General features: G+C 68.7%; 12 protein-coding genes, 1 tRNA gene, 1 pseudogene and 1 riboswitch. Of the genes and pseudogenes, 6 read left to right on the top strand and 8 right to left on the bottom strand.

The window, feature by feature from the left end:
- Position 1: 1 nt before the first annotated feature.
- The 8 genes and pseudogenes from WMJ97_RS10845 to dnaA all read right to left on the bottom strand — a co-directional run bounded on the left by WMJ97_RS10845 (position 2) and on the right by dnaA (position 10519).
- Positions 2 to 78 (bottom strand) — tRNA-Ile (locus WMJ97_RS10845).
- A 73-nt stretch (positions 79 to 151) separates the two neighbouring features.
- Positions 152 to 616, bottom strand: coding sequence for a DUF3566 domain-containing protein (locus WMJ97_RS10840; RefSeq protein ID WP_347349004.1), 465 nt, complete (start codon positions 614 to 616; stop codon positions 152 to 154).
- A complete protein-coding gene (gyrA, locus tag WMJ97_RS10835) occupies positions 609 to 3137 on the bottom strand; it encodes a DNA gyrase subunit A (RefSeq protein WP_347349007.1) in 2529 nt (842 codons plus the stop codon). Before gyrA ends, WMJ97_RS10840 begins: the two co-directional genes overlap by 8 nt.
- 264 nt (positions 3138 to 3401) lie before the next feature.
- Positions 3402 to 5387: pseudogene (gene gyrB, locus WMJ97_RS10830) on the bottom strand (DNA topoisomerase (ATP-hydrolyzing) subunit B); the annotation flags it as partial.
- Between the two features lie 361 nt (positions 5388 to 5748).
- Complete coding sequence (locus WMJ97_RS10825) at positions 5749 to 6243, bottom strand: DciA family protein (protein WP_347349003.1); 495 nt, start codon at positions 6241 to 6243, stop codon at positions 5749 to 5751.
- Positions 6244 to 6307: 64 nt separating this feature from the next.
- The gene (gene recF / locus WMJ97_RS10820) at positions 6308 to 7465 is read right to left on the bottom strand and encodes a DNA replication/repair protein RecF (protein ID WP_347349002.1); all 1158 of its coding nucleotides are present in this window, start codon (positions 7463 to 7465) and stop codon (positions 6308 to 6310) included.
- 41 nt (positions 7466 to 7506) lie between these two features.
- The gene (gene dnaN, locus WMJ97_RS10815; protein ID WP_347349001.1) at positions 7507 to 8664 is read right to left on the bottom strand and encodes a DNA polymerase III subunit beta; all 1158 of its coding nucleotides are present in this window, start codon (positions 8662 to 8664) and stop codon (positions 7507 to 7509) included.
- 451 nt (positions 8665 to 9115) lie between these two features.
- The gene (dnaA, locus tag WMJ97_RS10810; protein WP_347349000.1) at positions 9116 to 10519 is read right to left on the bottom strand and encodes a chromosomal replication initiator protein DnaA; all 1404 of its coding nucleotides are present in this window, start codon (positions 10517 to 10519) and stop codon (positions 9116 to 9118) included.
- Between the two features lie 335 nt (positions 10520 to 10854).
- On the opposite strand from dnaA, the gene rpmH reads away from it, so the two are divergent.
- The 6 genes from rpmH (at position 10855) to rsmG (ending at position 14051) form a co-directional block, all read left to right on the top strand.
- The gene (rpmH, locus tag WMJ97_RS10805; protein ID WP_347348999.1) at positions 10855 to 10992 is read left to right on the top strand and encodes a 50S ribosomal protein L34; all 138 of its coding nucleotides are present in this window, start codon (positions 10855 to 10857) and stop codon (positions 10990 to 10992) included.
- 14 nt (positions 10993 to 11006) lie between these two features.
- Positions 11007 to 11354, top strand: a complete 348-nt coding sequence (rnpA, locus tag WMJ97_RS10800) for a ribonuclease P protein component (RefSeq protein ID WP_347348998.1) — start codon at positions 11007 to 11009, stop codon at positions 11352 to 11354.
- Entirely contained in the window at positions 11351 to 11587 is a 237-nt protein-coding gene (gene yidD, locus WMJ97_RS10795) for a membrane protein insertion efficiency factor YidD (protein ID WP_347348997.1), read from the top strand. Before rnpA ends, yidD begins: the two co-directional genes overlap by 4 nt.
- A gap of 17 nt (positions 11588 to 11604) precedes the next feature.
- Positions 11605 to 12741: a membrane protein insertase YidC gene (yidC, locus tag WMJ97_RS10790; protein ID WP_347349006.1), complete on the top strand. Its 1137-nt coding sequence runs from the start codon at positions 11605 to 11607 to the stop codon at positions 12739 to 12741.
- 208 nt (positions 12742 to 12949) lie between these two features.
- Entirely contained in the window at positions 12950 to 13417 is a 468-nt protein-coding gene (locus tag WMJ97_RS10785) for a R3H domain-containing nucleic acid-binding protein (protein ID WP_347349005.1), read from the top strand.
- Between the two features lie 7 nt (positions 13418 to 13424).
- A complete protein-coding gene (gene rsmG / locus WMJ97_RS10780; RefSeq protein ID WP_347348996.1) occupies positions 13425 to 14051 on the top strand; it encodes a 16S rRNA (guanine(527)-N(7))-methyltransferase RsmG in 627 nt (208 codons plus the stop codon).
- 246 nt (positions 14052 to 14297) lie between these two features.
- A riboswitch (TPP riboswitch) is annotated at positions 14298 to 14401 on the bottom strand.
- Positions 14402 to 14623 lie beyond the last annotated feature (222 nt).

Here is a 14623-nt window from a genome sequence, read left to right as displayed (position 1 = left end):
GTGGTGGGCCTAACTGGACTTGAACCAGTGACCTCCGCCTTATCAGGGCGGCGCTCTAACCGACTGAGCTATAGGCCCGTGGTGCCTCGCACCGAGGGCTCACACTACCGCGTCGCTCCCCCACCGCTCAAATCGGACGCCTTCGCCGCGGTCAGTCCTCGGCGAGGGTCAGCTCCAGGCCGCCCAGGATGTTCGCCGACAGGTTGTACAGGAACGCGAAGATCGTGCCCAGCGCGGTGAGGATGACCACGTTGAACACCGCGATCAGCGCCGTGACGCCCATCACCTTGTTGGTGTTCACGAAGTCTTCGATGCGCACCGGCGTCTGATCGCTCGGGCTGGACAGGATCGACGTGAGCGCCTGGTTCATCGCGTCGAGCATGCCCGAACTCGTGATCACCGACCAGACGACGTAGATCGCGACCCACGCCATGATGCCGAACGCGATGGAGAACAGGAAGCACGTCTTCATCACCGACCACGGGTCGACGCGCGAGACGCGCAGACGGGCGCGGCGCGTCCGCCGGGACCCCTGAGGACGGGACGACTGAGCCGACGTCAGCGTCATCCCTTCATTCGTCGTGAGGGTGACCTCGCGAGGCGCCCGATCACTCACCGTCGTCCTCCTTAGGGGTGGCTTCCGGAGCGGAGACAGCCTCCGCGCCAGGGTCAACCGTAGCCGACTCCTCATCTTGGGACGCCTCCGGGTACAAGGCAATCACCGCCACGGCATCGTTCGCCGAGAGGCCGACGAACTTGACGCCCATGGTGTCGCGTCCCTTGTTCGGGACCTCGCTCACCGACGACCGGATGATCTGCCCACTGTTCTTGATCGCGATGATCTCGTCGTCGGCCGAGACGACCAGCCCGCCGACCAGCCCGCCCCGGTCCTCGTTGAGCTTCATCGCCTTGATGCCGAGGCCGCCGCGGCCCTGCCGGCGGTACTCCGACACCGCGCTGCGTTTGGCGTAGCCCTCGTCGGTGACCGTGAACACGAAGCGGTCGTCGGTCGGCATGTCGGCGTCGATCACCGCCATGCTGAGGAGCTCATCCCCACCGCGGAACTTCATGCCCGAGACCCCGGACGTGGCGCGTCCCATCGGGCGCAACTCTTCATCGGACGCCGGGAAGCGGATCGCCTGCCCCTTGCGGGAGATCAGCAGGACGTCGTCCTCACCGCTGATCGTCGCCGCGCCGATGAGTTCGTCGTCGGCGTCCCGGAAGTTGATCGCGATGAGCCCGGCCTGGCGCGGCGAATCGTACGCCGTGAGGTCGGTCTTCTTCACCAGGCCGCGCTTCGTCGCCAGCAGGAGGTAGTCGTCGGCCGTGTAATCCCTGATCGCGAGCACTTCGGCGATGTGCTCGTCGGGCAGGAACGACAGCAGGCCGGCCACGTGCCCGCCCTTCGCGTCGCGGCCGCCCTCGGGCAACTGCCACACCTTCGCGCGGTAGACCCGGCCGAGGTTCGTGAAGAACAGCAGCCAATGGTGGCTCGTGGTCGCGAAGAGGTGCTCCACCTCGTCGTCGGCCCGCAGGTTCGCCCCCCGGACGCCCTTGCCGCCCCGGCGCTGCAGCCGGTACTGATCGGCCCGCGTCCGCTTGGCGTAGCCACCGTGGGTGATGGTCACGATCATGTCGTCGTCGGGGATGAGATCCTCATCCGACAGGTCGCCGTCGGCCGACACGATCTTCGTGCGGCGCTCGTCTCCGTAGCGGTCGGTGATCTCCTGCAGCTCGACCGACACGATCTCGCGCTGCCGCTCGGGCTTGGCGAGGATGTCCTTCAGATCGACAATCATCCGCTCCAGTTCGGCCAACCGGTCGATGATCTTCTGCCGCTCCAGGGCGGCCAGCTTGCGCAACTGCATGTCGAGGATCGCCCGGGCCTGCACCTCGTCGATCTCCAGCAACTCCTGCAAACCGAGGTTCGCCGACTCGGTGTCGGGGCTGCGCCGGATCAGCGCGATGACCTCGTCCAGCGCGTCCAGCGCCTTCACCAGCGCGCGCTGGATGTGGGCCATCTTCTCGGCCTCGTCGAGCCGGTACTGGGTGCGCCGCTTGATGACCTGGATCTGGTGACGGATCCAGTAGACGATGAACTGGTCGAGCCGCAGCGTCCGCGGGACGTCGTCGACGAGCGCCAGCATGTTGCAGCCGAACGCGTCCTGCAGCTGAGTGTGCTTGTAGAGCTGGTTCATCACGACGCGCGGCTGCGCGTCCCTCTTCAGGACGATCACGAGCCGCTGGCCGGCGCGCGCCGAGGTCTCGTCGCGGACGTCCGCGATGCCCGTGATGCGTCCCGAGTTCACCAACTCGGCGATCTTCGCCGCCAAGTTGTCGGGGTTGCACATGTGCGGCAGCTCGGTGACGACCAGGGACGTCCGGCCCTTGGCGTCCTCTTCGATGTTGATGACCGCGCGCATGATGACCGAGCCGCGACCGGTGCGGTAGGCGTCCTCGATGCCCTTGCGGCCGACGATCAGGGCGCCGTTCGGGAAGTCGGGGCCCTTGATGCGCTCCATGCAGCCCTCGAGGATCTCCTCGTGGGACAGGTCGGTGTGCCGCAACACCCACTGGACGGCGTCGTTCACCTCGCGCAGGTTGTGCGTCGGGATGTTCGTCGCCATGCCCACCGCGATGCCGGTCGAGCCGTTGACCAGCAGGTTCGGGAACCGCGCCGGCAGCACGACCGGCTCGTTGTCGCGACCGTCGTAGTTCGGCTGGAAGTCGACCGTGTTCTCGTTGATGTCGCGGACCATCTCCATGGCCAGCGGGTTCATCTTGCACTCGGTGTAGCGCATGGCGGCCGCGCCGTCGTTGCCGGGCGAGCCGAAGTTGCCCTGCCCGTCGACGAGCTTCAGCCGCATCACCCACGGCTGCGCCAGCCGGACGAGGGTGTCATAGATCGCCGTGTCGCCGTGCGGGTGGTAGGTGCCCATCACGTCGCCGACGACGCGGGCGCACTTGTTCCAGCCCCGGTCGGGCCGGTAGCCGCCGTCGTACATCGCGTACAGGACGCGGCGATGCACCGGCTTCAACCCGTCGCGGACGTCGGGCAGCGCTCGCCCGACGATGACGCTCATCGCGTAGTCGAGGTAGCTCTTTTGGATCTCGTCGTGCAGATCCACCTCGTCGATGCGACCCTGCCGCGGCTCGAGGTCGGGGTTGTCGTCGGAGACGACCGCGACCGGCGCGTCGCCCGCGGCCGCCTGGAAAGCGCCCTCGGCGTCCAGTTGTTGATGGACCTCCTCGGGCAGATCCGGCGCGTCCGGCGTTTCGGGCGTCGGCGGCTGATCGGGCGTCTCCGGCGTGGGGGGCTCGTTCGGCGTGTCACTCATGCGGTTCCCTTCGGCCGGCCGTGCGGGCCGGCGGCGTCACTGAGAAGCTGGTTCGTTTCGAGCTCAGATGTCGAGGAAGCGGACGTCCTTCGCGTTGCGCTGGATGAACGCGCGCCGCTCCGTCACGTCCTCTCCCATGAGGATCGAGAACATCTGGTCGGCCGCCGCGGCGTCCTCCAGATTCACCTGCAGCAGGCTGCGCTTGTCGGGATCCATCGTCGTGTCCCAAAGATCCTTCGCGTCCATCTCGCCCAGGCCCTTGTAGCGCTGGATCGGGTTCACGCTCGGCAGCTTCTTGCCGGCGGTGAGGCCCGCGTCGCGCAGCGCGTCGCGCTGCTCGTCGCTGTAGGCCAGCTCGTGCGGCGCATTCGTCCACCGCAGCCGGAACAGCGGCGGCTGCGCCAAGTACACGAACCCGCCGTCGATCAGCGGCTTCATGAACCGGAACAGCAGCGTCAGCAGCAGGGTGCGGATGTGCGCGCCGTCGACGTCGGCGTCCGCCATCAGGATCAGCTTGTGATAACGGAGCTTGTCGACATCGAAATCCTCTTGGACGCCGGTGCCGAGCGCGTTGAAGATCGCCTCGACCTCCTTGTTCTGGAGGATCTTGTCGAGGCGGGCCTTCTCCACGTTCAGGATCTTGCCGCGGATGGGCAGGATCGCCTGCGTGCGCGGGTCACGGCCGCCCTTCGCCGAGCCGCCGGCGGAGTCGCCCTCCACGATGAACACTTCGCACTCGTGCGGGTTGCGCGAGCTGCAGTCGGACAGCTTGCCCGGCAGGCCCGTGTTGCCGAAGAGCCCCTTGCGGTTGCGCGCCATGTCGCGCGCCTTGCGCGCGGCCATGCGGGCGTTCGCCGCGGCCTGGGCCTTGCGGATGATGTCGCGCCCCTCCGAGGGGTTCTTCTCGAACCAGTCGCCGAGCAGATCGTTGCCCACCCGCTGGACGAACCCCTTGACCTCTGTGTTGCCCAACTTCGTCTTCGTCTGGCCCTCGAACTGCGGCTCGCCGATCTTCACCGACACGATCGCCGTCAGGCCCTCACGGATGTCGTCGCCGGACGGCCGATCCTCGCGCTTCTTGATCATGCCCCACTGCTCGCCCCACCGGTTCACGGTGTTGGTGAGCGCCGCCCGGAACCCCTCTTCGTGCGTGCCGCCCTCGTGGGTGTTGATCGTGTTCGCGAACGTGTGCACCGACTCGGCGAACGAGCTGTTCCACTGCATCGCGACCTCGACCGACAGCTCCTGCTCGGCGTTCACCGCCTCCATCGCGATGACGGACGGGTGGATCACCTCTTTCGTGCCGGTCAGGAACTTCACGTAGTCGATGAGGCCCGCGTCGAACCGGAACGACTTCTCGCGGGCGTTGACCTCCGCGTCCAGGTCGGCGCCGGTATCGAGCTCCTCATCCTCCTCGGACGCCGCCGTCGCCGGCCGCTCGTCGACGATCGTGATGCGCAGGCCCTTGTTCAGGAAGCACATCTCGCGGAAGCGGGTGACCAGCGTGTCCCAACTGAAGTGGGTGGTCTCGAAGATCTCCGCCGACGGGTGGAACGTGACCGTCGTGCCCGTCTCCTCCGACTCCTCCAGCCGCTCGAGCGGCGCATCGGGCGTACCGAGCGAGAACGACTGCCGCCAGTGGTAGCCGTCGCGCCGGACGTCGACCGTCAGATGATCCGACAACGCGTTCACCACCGAGACGCCGACGCCGTGCAGGCCGCCCGACACCTTGTAGCCGCCCGTACCGAACTTGCCGCCCGCGTGCAGCACCGTGAGCGCGACGGTCAGCGCGGACATGCCTTCGGTGGGGTGCATCGCGACCGGGATGCCGCGGCCGTTATCGCTCACCTGGACGCCGTCGTTCGGCAGCAGCCGCACGGTGATCTCGTCGCAGTAGCCGGCCAGCGCCTCGTCGACCGAGTTGTCGACCACCTCGTAGACGAGGTGGTGCAGGCCGCGTTCGCCGGTGGAACCGATGTACATGCCGGGGCGCTTGCGGACCGCCTCGAGCCCCTCCAGCACCGTGATCGAGCCGGCGTCGTAGGCGCCTGCCTCGACAGCGGAAGCGGTGGAGGGCGTCGAGCCTGGGACGTCGTCGGCTAGTGCTTCGCTCACGCAAACCCTCTCTTCGGCACACGAGGGGCGACGGCGCGAAACGGACGCGGGCGCGCGCCACCTCAGAACATGTCCATGGTACCCCCGGCACCCAAATCCTGGAGGACGCAGGGAGGCCGACATCCCGCTGAAATGGCACAAACGGCGCTCTGCGGCGCGCGACCCCCTGTCCTCGGGGGCCATACGTTGCCCGGGGGCTGTCGCCTCTCGCGCGAAAACAGCGTCATGGACGCCTCGGGCGCGGCCCGTCGGACGCCGGGGCGCTACTGCCCCGGACCCGCGCGGGGGCGCGGCACTACCCGTAGGTGTCTCGGGGTCCTCGGCCGTCGCTGACGCTGCGCGGGCCGTGCTTCCAGCTCGGGGCGTCCGGACCCTTGATCACGATCTTCTTGATCGTCCCGTCACCCAGGGCCGCGTTGAGCTTCGCGAGTAGCTGGGGCGTCATCAGGCGCAGCTGGGACGCCCACGCCGTGCTGTCGGCCCGCACGGTCACGATGCCGGCGGTGAAGCTCTCAGGCCGGGAGTGGGCGGCGTTGGCCTCCCCCACGATCGACGGCCAGCGGCCCAGCAGCAGCTGGACGTTCACCTCGGTGCGCCAGCCGCGCTCGCTCACGAACTCCTCCAGCGCCTCGCCGAGCGCGGTCGGGTCGTCGCTCCCCCGTCGGCCCGAGGCCGGACGCCGCGGCCGCGGCTTACGCCGGCGCGCGGCCTGCGGGGGCGGAAGGGCGCTGTGGCTAGCGGCTTCGGCGATCGACCGGGCGAGATCCAACCCGAGGGGGTTGATATCCACAGGATCCACAGGCGCCTGTGACCCTGTGGAAAACTCGGCGTCCGGCTGCTCAGGACCCTCGCCGTCAGGGTTCCTCGTCATCGGTCGTCACCTCCCCGTCCGCCACCACGAACCGGCGCCCGTGCAGCGCCTTGGGCACGTCGCCCGCGACCGCCGCCGTGATGAGCACCTGCTCGGCGCCGGCGACGCGGTCGGCGAGGCGGGCGCGGCGCACCTCGTCCAGTTCAGCGAAGACGTCGTCGAGGATCAAGACCGGCGACACCCCGTCGGCCCGCAGCACCGCGTCGCTGCCGAGCCGCAGCGCGAGGGCGAACGACCAGCACTCGCCGTGGGAGGCGTACCCCTTGGCCGGCAAGTCCCCCAGCCCCAGCACGACATCGTCGCGGTGCGGCCCCACCAGGCTCACCCCGCGGGCGATCTCGTCGCGCCGGCGCTCGCCCATGGCCGCACGGAGGCGTCCGCGCAGCTCGTCGGGGGCGAGCTGGGCGGCGTCCGCGAGGGGTTCCTCGACGGTCGCCGCCTTGTACGCCAGCGTGGCGAGGTTGTTGGTCGGCGCGATGTCGGCGTGGGCCGCGGCGACCGGATCGCCGAGATCGGCGAGGGTGGTCAGCCGCGCCGCCATGAGGTCGGCGCCGAGGCCGGCGAGCGTGTCGTCCCAGACCTCGAGGGTGGCGTCCGCCTCCGCGGGCACCGGCCCGCGGCGTCCGGACAACGACTTCAGCAGCGTCGAGCGCTGCCGAAGGACGCGGTCGTAGTCCGCCCGGACGCCTGCCATCCGCGGCCACCGCTGGGTCAGCAGCTCGTCCAGAAACCGGCGGCGGTCCGACGGATCGCCCTTCACCAGCGCCAGATCCTCCGGCGAGAAGAGCACGACCCGCAGCGCCCCCAGCAGATCGCGCGGACGCTTCAGCGGGCCGCGGTTCAGGGACGCCTTGTTCGCCTTACCGCTGTTGATCTCGATCTCGAGCAGCAGTTGCCGCGCGTCGTCCACGCCGGCCTGGACGCGACCCCGCACGAGCGCGCGCGCCGCGCCCATCCTGATGAGGGGGGCGTCGGCGGCCACCCGGTGCGAGCCGAGCGTCGCCAGGTATTCGACGGCCTCGACCAGGTTCGTCTTGCCCTGACCGTTGCGCCCGGTGAACACCGTGACGCCCGGGCCCAACTCCGCCTCGACGTGGGCGTAGCTGCGAAAATCGGCCAGGCTCAGGTGAATGACGAACACCCGACGAACCTACCCCGCGCCCGCAGGACGCCGCGCCCCGGTCACGACGGCAGGCGCATCAGCATGATGACGTGCCGGTAGTCGGTCGACGGCTCCCCGTCGATCTCGGCCAGCGGCGTCAGCAGGCACGGCTTGCCCGGCGCGGTGAACGAGAAGTTCACATACGGGGTGTCGAGCGCGTTGAGCGCGTCGGAGAGGTAGTGCGGGTTGAAACCGGCGGCCGTCATGGCGAGGCCGCCGCCCTGGTGATCCTCCACCACCGCCTCGACGCGCTCGACCGCCTGCGCCTGGTCGCCCGTGGCCGCCTCGAGCGTGATGTCGTTCTCGGCGATCATCATGCGCAGCGACGTGTTGCGCTCCGCCACGAGGGCCACGCGCCGGACGGCGTCGATGACCTCGTGCGTGTTGACGCGCACCGTCACGGTCGGCTGGACGCTCATGAGGTGGCGCACCTTCGGGAACTCCCCGTCGAGCAGGCGCGTCGTGATCTGCCGCGTGCCGGACGCCCCGTCGCCCGCGAAGCCGATCAGCCCATCCCCCGTCTCCCCCGACGACAGGCTCAGCGTCACCTGCTCGCCCGACGTCATCGAGCGGGCGGTCTCGCTCAGGACCTTCGCCGGCACCAACGCGGCGCCCTGGCCGGCCTTGTCCGGATTCCAGGTGATCTCCTTCAGCGCCATGCGGTAGCGGTCGGTCGCCAGCAGCGAGAGGGTGTCGCCCTCGATCTCCAGCCGGACGCCGGTGAACACCGGCAGCAGTTCGTCGCGCCCGGCGGCCACGACGACCTGGGAGACCGCCTGCGCGAACTCGGCGCTCGCGATCGTGCCGGACGCCTCCGGCATCTCCGGCAGCTCGGGGTACTCGTTCACCGGCAGCATCTGCAGGGTGAACCGCGCGCTGCCGCACACGAGCTCCATCTTGATCTCGTCGGACGACAGATCGACCGGCTTGTTCGGCAGCGAGCGGGCGATGTCGGCGAGCAGCCGGCCGGAGACCAGCGCGACCCCCTCGTCGGCGACGTCGGCCGCGACCGCGATGCGCGCGGACGTCTCGTAGTCGAACCCCGACAGGATCAACTGGTCGCCCCGTGCCTCCATGCGTAGCCCCGCGAGGATCGGCACACTCGGACGGTTGGGCAGGCTTCGAGCAGCCCACTGGACGGCGTCGGCCAGGACGTCACGCTCGAGTCGAATCTTCACGCTTGTTTCTCCCTGTCGGCTGGGTTCCCCGCCGATCATAACGACGAGGGCCGACAGATACCCACAGAACATCCGGGCGCCGGCTTTTAAGAGAATCAGAGATGGATGAATTGGTCATCGTCTTCACCGCTGTGGATTCGGGGGACAACCCGCGTCGTCCCTCGTCGGGCCGCGTGTCGCGAAGTGGACGGTCCTGTGGATGGGGGCGTGTTTCGGCGGGACCTCTGTGGAGAACGAGGACGCCGCGGGCCGCCGTCCACAGGCGATCCGGGTTATCCACAGCGTTGTGGTCAGAACCGTCCACCGGGCGGAGGCGTTGACCACAGGGTGCGCGGGGTCTGGGAGAGGGCGTGCCAAACGGGTGGCGGTCGCGATTCACGCCGGGGTCGACCCGACCGCGCGAGCGAAGTGCGAGGGTCCGGCGCCGCAGGGACCGGCGCCGGGGGCGTCCTCAGCGGGTGTTCTTGATGCGGTTGGTGAGCTCGGTCACCTGGTTGTAGACCGAGCGTCGCTCGGACAGCAACTGCCGGATCTTGCGATCGGCGTGCATGACGGTCGTGTGATCGCGGCCGCCGAAGAGCTGGCCGATCTTCGGCAGGCTCATGTCGGTGAGCTCGCGGCACAGATACATGGCGATCTGCCGCGCGGTGACCAGCACGTGCGTGCGGCTGCTGCCGCACAGGTCGCTCACGGTCACGCCGAAGTAGTGCGCGGTGGCGTTCATGATGACCTGCGGGCTGATGGGGGCGTCCCCGCCGTCGGGGATGAGGTCCTTGAGCACCTGCTCGGCCAGCGCCAGGTCGACGCGCTGGCTGTTCAGGCTCGCAAACGCGGTCACGCGGATGAGCGCGCCCTCCAGCTCGCGGATGTTCGTCTGGATCTTGCTGGCGATGAACTCGAGCACGTCGGGCCCGGCGGTCAGATGCTCGGCGATGGCCTTCTTGCGCAGGATCGCGATCCGCGTCTCGAGGTCGGGCGGCTGGATGTCGGTGATCAGGCCCCACTCGAACCGGCTGCGCAGCCGCGGCTCCAGCGCCTCGAGCGCCTTGGGCGGGCGGTCGCACGTCAGCACGATTTGCTTCTGCGCGTTGTGCAGCGTGTTGAAGGTGTGGAAGAACTCCTCCTGCGTCTGGATCTTGCTCTCCAGGAACTGGATGTCGTCGATCAGCAGCACGTCGATGTCGCGGTAGGTCCGCCGGAACTCCGCCGTGCGGTTGTCGGTGATCGCGTTGATGAAGTCGTTCGTCAGCTCTTCGGTCGAGACGTACTTCACCCGGACGCCGTCGTAGTACTCCCGCACGTAGTGGCCCAGCGCGTGCAGGAGATGGGTCTTGCCGAGGCCGGAGTCGCCGTAGATCATCAGCGGGTTGTAGGCCTTGCCGGGCGACTCGGCGACCGCGATGGCGGCCGCGTGCGCGAACCGGTTCGACGACCCGATGACGAAGTTGTCGAAGGTGTACTTGGGGTTGAGCCGGTCTCCCCCGTCCTGCGGGCTCGAGGGACGCGGCGCGCTGCCGAAGCCGTACGACGGCACGGCCATCGGGAGGGGCGTCTCCTGGGGGCCGGGGGCCGCGGCGTCCGGCTCTTCGTCGAACGTGAGCTCCAGGTCGGGGTCGATCGTGACGGCCAGACGAATGGGACGCCGCAACTCGTCGGAGAGCTTCTCCTCGATCCAGGTGCGGAACCGCTTCTCGATGCGCTCGCGGGTGAACTCGTGGGCGACGGCCGCGACGACGGTGTTGTCGTGCAGGCCCTCGACGCGGAGCGCGGTGATCCAGGCGCGCGTGGAGGAATCTGCAGAGGAGACGACGTGGCTCCATGCCGTGGCGAGGATGTTCTCCGCCTCGTTCGGCATAGGAAGTCCCCTTGTCAACTATATATCCACACGTTTATCCACAGGATGTGGAGATAGCAGCATACGTGAGCGTGACGCCGGAACGCGCGGGTGGGTGAATCAGGCCGACTGTTTGTCAGCAGAGCGTAACGCTACTGACGACCCTGGTGGCGTAGCAAATCATTTATGGATGGTCTGGGTGGACGACGGCGTGTCGACTGGACGAATGCGGCGCGGCGTCCGGTTTGCCCGGATGTGCACCCGCCGCGTATCGTTGGACAGTCGCTGTCCTGGCGACAGCCTGCGCCCATGTGGGCGCAGTCGTCCGACGAACCAGCAGATTGTGGGGAGCTCTCGTGAGCAAGCGCACTTTCCAGCCCAGCAACCGGCGTCGCAGCCGCACCCACGGCTTCCGCCTCCGGATGCGGACGCGCGCCGGCCGCGCGATCCTGGCCGCCCGGCGCAGCAAGGGCCGGGCTCGCCTCGCTGGCTGACGCCCGACATCGCCGTGTTGCCCGCCGCTGCGCGCCTGCGCAGTTCGGACGATTTCCGCGCCACGGTGCGGCGAGGCGTCCGGGTCGGTCGTGAAACCCTCGTGGTGCACGCCCGACGCACCGACCAGCCGCCCATCCGGGCGGGGTTCGTGGTGTCCAAGGCGATCGGCAACGCGGTGACGCGCAACCGGGTGAAGCGACAGTTGCGGCACCTGGTCGCGGAGTCGACCCGATCCACGACGTTCGGCATGGACGTGGTGGTTCGCGCGTTACCGCCCGCCTCGCGTCGGCCCGCCGCGGCGCTGCGCAGCGACCTGCGGTCCGCGTGGGCGCAGACCGTCGAACGGCTCGAGGCGGCATGAAGTACCTGTTCATCGGATTCATGAAGGCGTACCGGCGGCTGATCAGCCCCCTGTACGGCGACGTGTGCAAATATCGGCCGACCTGCTCGGCCTACGCGCTCGAATCGTTCGAGCGTCATGGAGCCTGGCGCGGCCTGGTTCTGACGGTCAACCGCCTGCGGCGGTGTCACCCCTGGTCGGCGGGCGGGTACGACCCCGTCCCGGAGACCTTCTCTAGTCGAGGTGGTTTGTGAACACTCTCTCGTCCTTCCTGCTCGTGCCACTGACGGTGTGGGATTCGATCGGCGCTGGCCTGAACACGATGATGCAGCCCATCTACTGGGTGATCTCGGGCATCATCGTCGGGTTCCACTGGCTGTTCAGCCAGTTCATGGACCCGAACTCCGGGTGGACGTGGACGCTGGCGATCGTCAGCCTGACCGTCGTCATCCGGACGCTGATGATCCCCCTGTTCGTCAGGCAGATCAACACCTCGCGCAAGATGCAGTTGCTCGGGCCGAAGCTCAAGGCGCTCCAGGACAAGTACGGCGCCGACCGGGAGCGGCTCGGCCAGGAAACGATGAAGATGTACCGCGAGGAGAACGTGAACCCCGCGGCGTCCTGCCTGCCGATCCTGCTGCAGATGCCGATCTTCATCGGCCTGTTCAACGTGCTGAACTTCGTGTCGCGCGGTGACCCCATGGGGCAGTTCTTCGTGGACAACCCGCACCTGGTCGACTCGCTGCGGCACGCGACGATCTTCGGCGCGGAGCTGTCGGGCCGCTTCATGCCCATCACCACGATCGGGCCGACGCAGTTCGTCGCCGCGTTCCTGATCATCGCCATGACGGTGACCCTGTTCATCACCCAGTTGCAGATGATGCGCAAGAACATGCCGCCCGAGGCCCTCGAGGGCCCCATGGCGCAGCAGCAGAAGATGATGCTGTACATGTTCCCGGTGATCTACCTGTTCACCGGCATCGCGGTGCCGATCGGCGTCATGATCTACTGGCTCGCCTCGAACCTGTGGACGCTGGGCCAGCAGTACATCCTGGTCCACAACTCCCCCGCGCCGAACACGCCGGCCTACCTCGACTGGGAGGACCGGATGAAGGCGAAGGGCAAGGATCCGGACGCCATCATCCGCAAGCGCCTGGGCGTCGGCGCGAAGCCGCGTGCGACGCAGGCGTCCGACCCGACGCGCGTGGCGCGCCAGTCGATGGGCAACGACGTGAAGACGTCGCGGTCCGCCACGAAACCCACGGGAGCCAGGAAGGCGCCGCGGCAGGCGTCCGAGGAGCCCACGAAGAAGAGCAGCCCCGTCCCGGTGGACGACGCCTCGCGCATCCGGCGTCAGCAGCCGTCGAAGCAGTCCCGGGCCCGGCGCAAGGCGAAGCCGAAGGAGTGACATGACCGAACAGGACGCGGCGGTGCAGACCGCCGACGATCAGCCGACCCCGGAGAACGGGATCGTCGCCGAGCCCGTCCCCGCGGAGGCGTCCGCGGACACCGAGGCCGAGACCCCTGAGGGGGCAGCGACCGAGGACGACGCCTCGGAAGAGGGGTCTGGGGATGAGGCGTCCGACGAGGAGGGCGCGGAGGCGTCCGAACGGCGGATGAGCCGGCGCGAGGAGGCGCTCACCAACGAGGGCGAGATCGCGGCCGACTACCTGGAGGAGTTGCTCGACATCGCCGATCTCGACGGCGACATCGACACCTTCAACGAGGGCGGCCGCGCGCACGTCTCGATCCTGACCGATGCGGACGTGCTGGTCGGCAAGAACGGCGAGGTGCTGGAGGCGCTCCAAGAGCTCTCGCGTCTGGCCGTCATGACGGAGACTGGCCACCGCAGCCGCTTGATGCTCGACATCGCGGGGCACCGCGAGAAGCGTCGGGCAGTCCTGCAGGATCTGGCCGCCGACGCGATCGCCGAGGTGAAGGAATCGGGCGAGCCGGTGCGGCTCTCCCCCATGAACCCGTTCGAGCGCAAGATCGTCCACGACGCGATCGCCGATGCGGGCCTGACCAGCGAGTCCGAGGGCGAAGAGCCCCGGCGTCGTGTCGTCGTCATGCCGAAGGTCTGACGGCTCGATGACATCGCCTACACTCGGCGGCCCGGCTCCTGCCGCGGCCGCCGAGCTTTTTTCGGACGCCCTCGGTGCGGCCGAGCAGTACGTCGGGATTCTCGCGACCCGCGGCGTCGAGTGGGGGCTGATCGGCCCGCGCGAGCTCGACCGGCTCTGGGAGCGGCACGTGCTGAACAGCGTCGCGGTGGAGGACGCCGTCCCCGACGGCGCGTTCGTCGTCGACGTCGGCAGCGGGGCCGGGTTGCCCGGAATCCCGCTGGCGCTCGCGCGTCCGGACGCTCGGGTGACGCTGCTGGAACCGCTGGAACGCCGGGCGAAGTTCCTGACGGTGACTGTCGACGAGCTGGGTCTGGCCGAGCAGGTGCGGGTCGTCCGCGGCCGCGCGGAGGATCACCGCGAGCTCTACGACGTCGTCACCTGCCGAGCCGTCGCCCCACTCCCCCGCCTGCTGGCGTGGACGCAGCACCTGTTCGTCCCGGGTGGCCGGTTCGTGGCCCTCAAGGGCGAACGCGCGCAGGCGGAGGTAGCTGGCGCGGCGAAGGAGCTCAAGAAGCGGCGGTTGTCGGCCACGGTGCGCGCGGTGCGGCCGCACCCCGACCTGGAGCTGACGCGCCTCGTGATCGTGAGCTGACCGGCGGCCGGGCTGTTGCGGCCCGGCTCAGTCAGCGGTGGCCCGTTTCGCGAACGCGGTTCGAAGGACGCTCGGGTCTCCCCCACGCGTGGACGCCGCCGGTGGTTGAGGCCTCCCGTTTTATTGAACGCTCAATCAGCGGATTGGTGGGACGACTCCGCGCGTGGTGGTCCGCATCGACGTTTCGCAGTGCTGGCCGCCGTCCCTCGTGCTGAGGTCGGTTCTCGGTGGGGGCTCGGGATCGGCCGAGGAGAAGGCTCGACTCCCTACGCCGGTGCGAACCGGGTCAGGTTCGAGGGTCTGCGGCGGGCCGCACTCTCAGCGCCGGTGGCGCTCCCCTGTCTGCGGCGCACTCTACCCACCGGTCCGGCTGTCGAGCCAGGGGCGCCCGTCGCGAGAGGCCCCGTGGGGCCGGGCACCCCAGGCACCCTGACTGGCTTGTGCTCGATGACGCCCCGGGAGCGGGCGTCCGCTGGGGGCCTCACTTCCAGAACGAGCCAGTCAGGGTCTGCCCGTCGACTCGGCGTCCCCGGCCGCCCGAGCTCACGCGCCCAGCCGGCAGCGAATAGGAC

The organism is Nigerium sp. (genome assembly GCF_039811905.1).
Lineage (GTDB): Bacteria > Actinomycetota > Actinomycetes > Propionibacteriales > Propionibacteriaceae > Propioniciclava.
The sequence above is the reverse complement of the archived record's forward strand: the minus strand, read 5'-3'. Positions and strand labels throughout refer to the sequence as shown.

Coding starts and splice junctions, on each gene's coding strand:
- dnaA (WP_347349000.1), bottom strand. CDS start 10,519: ATGCCGAACGAGGCGGAGAACATCCTCGCCACGGCATGGAGCCACGTC.
- yidD (WP_347348997.1), top strand. CDS start 11,351: ATGAAGTACCTGTTCATCGGATTCATGAAGGCGTACCGGCGGCTGATC.
- WMJ97_RS10785 (WP_347349005.1), top strand. CDS start 12,950: ATGAGCCGGCGCGAGGAGGCGCTCACCAACGAGGGCGAGATCGCGGCC.
- rsmG (WP_347348996.1), top strand. CDS start 13,425: ATGACATCGCCTACACTCGGCGGCCCGGCTCCTGCCGCGGCCGCCGAG.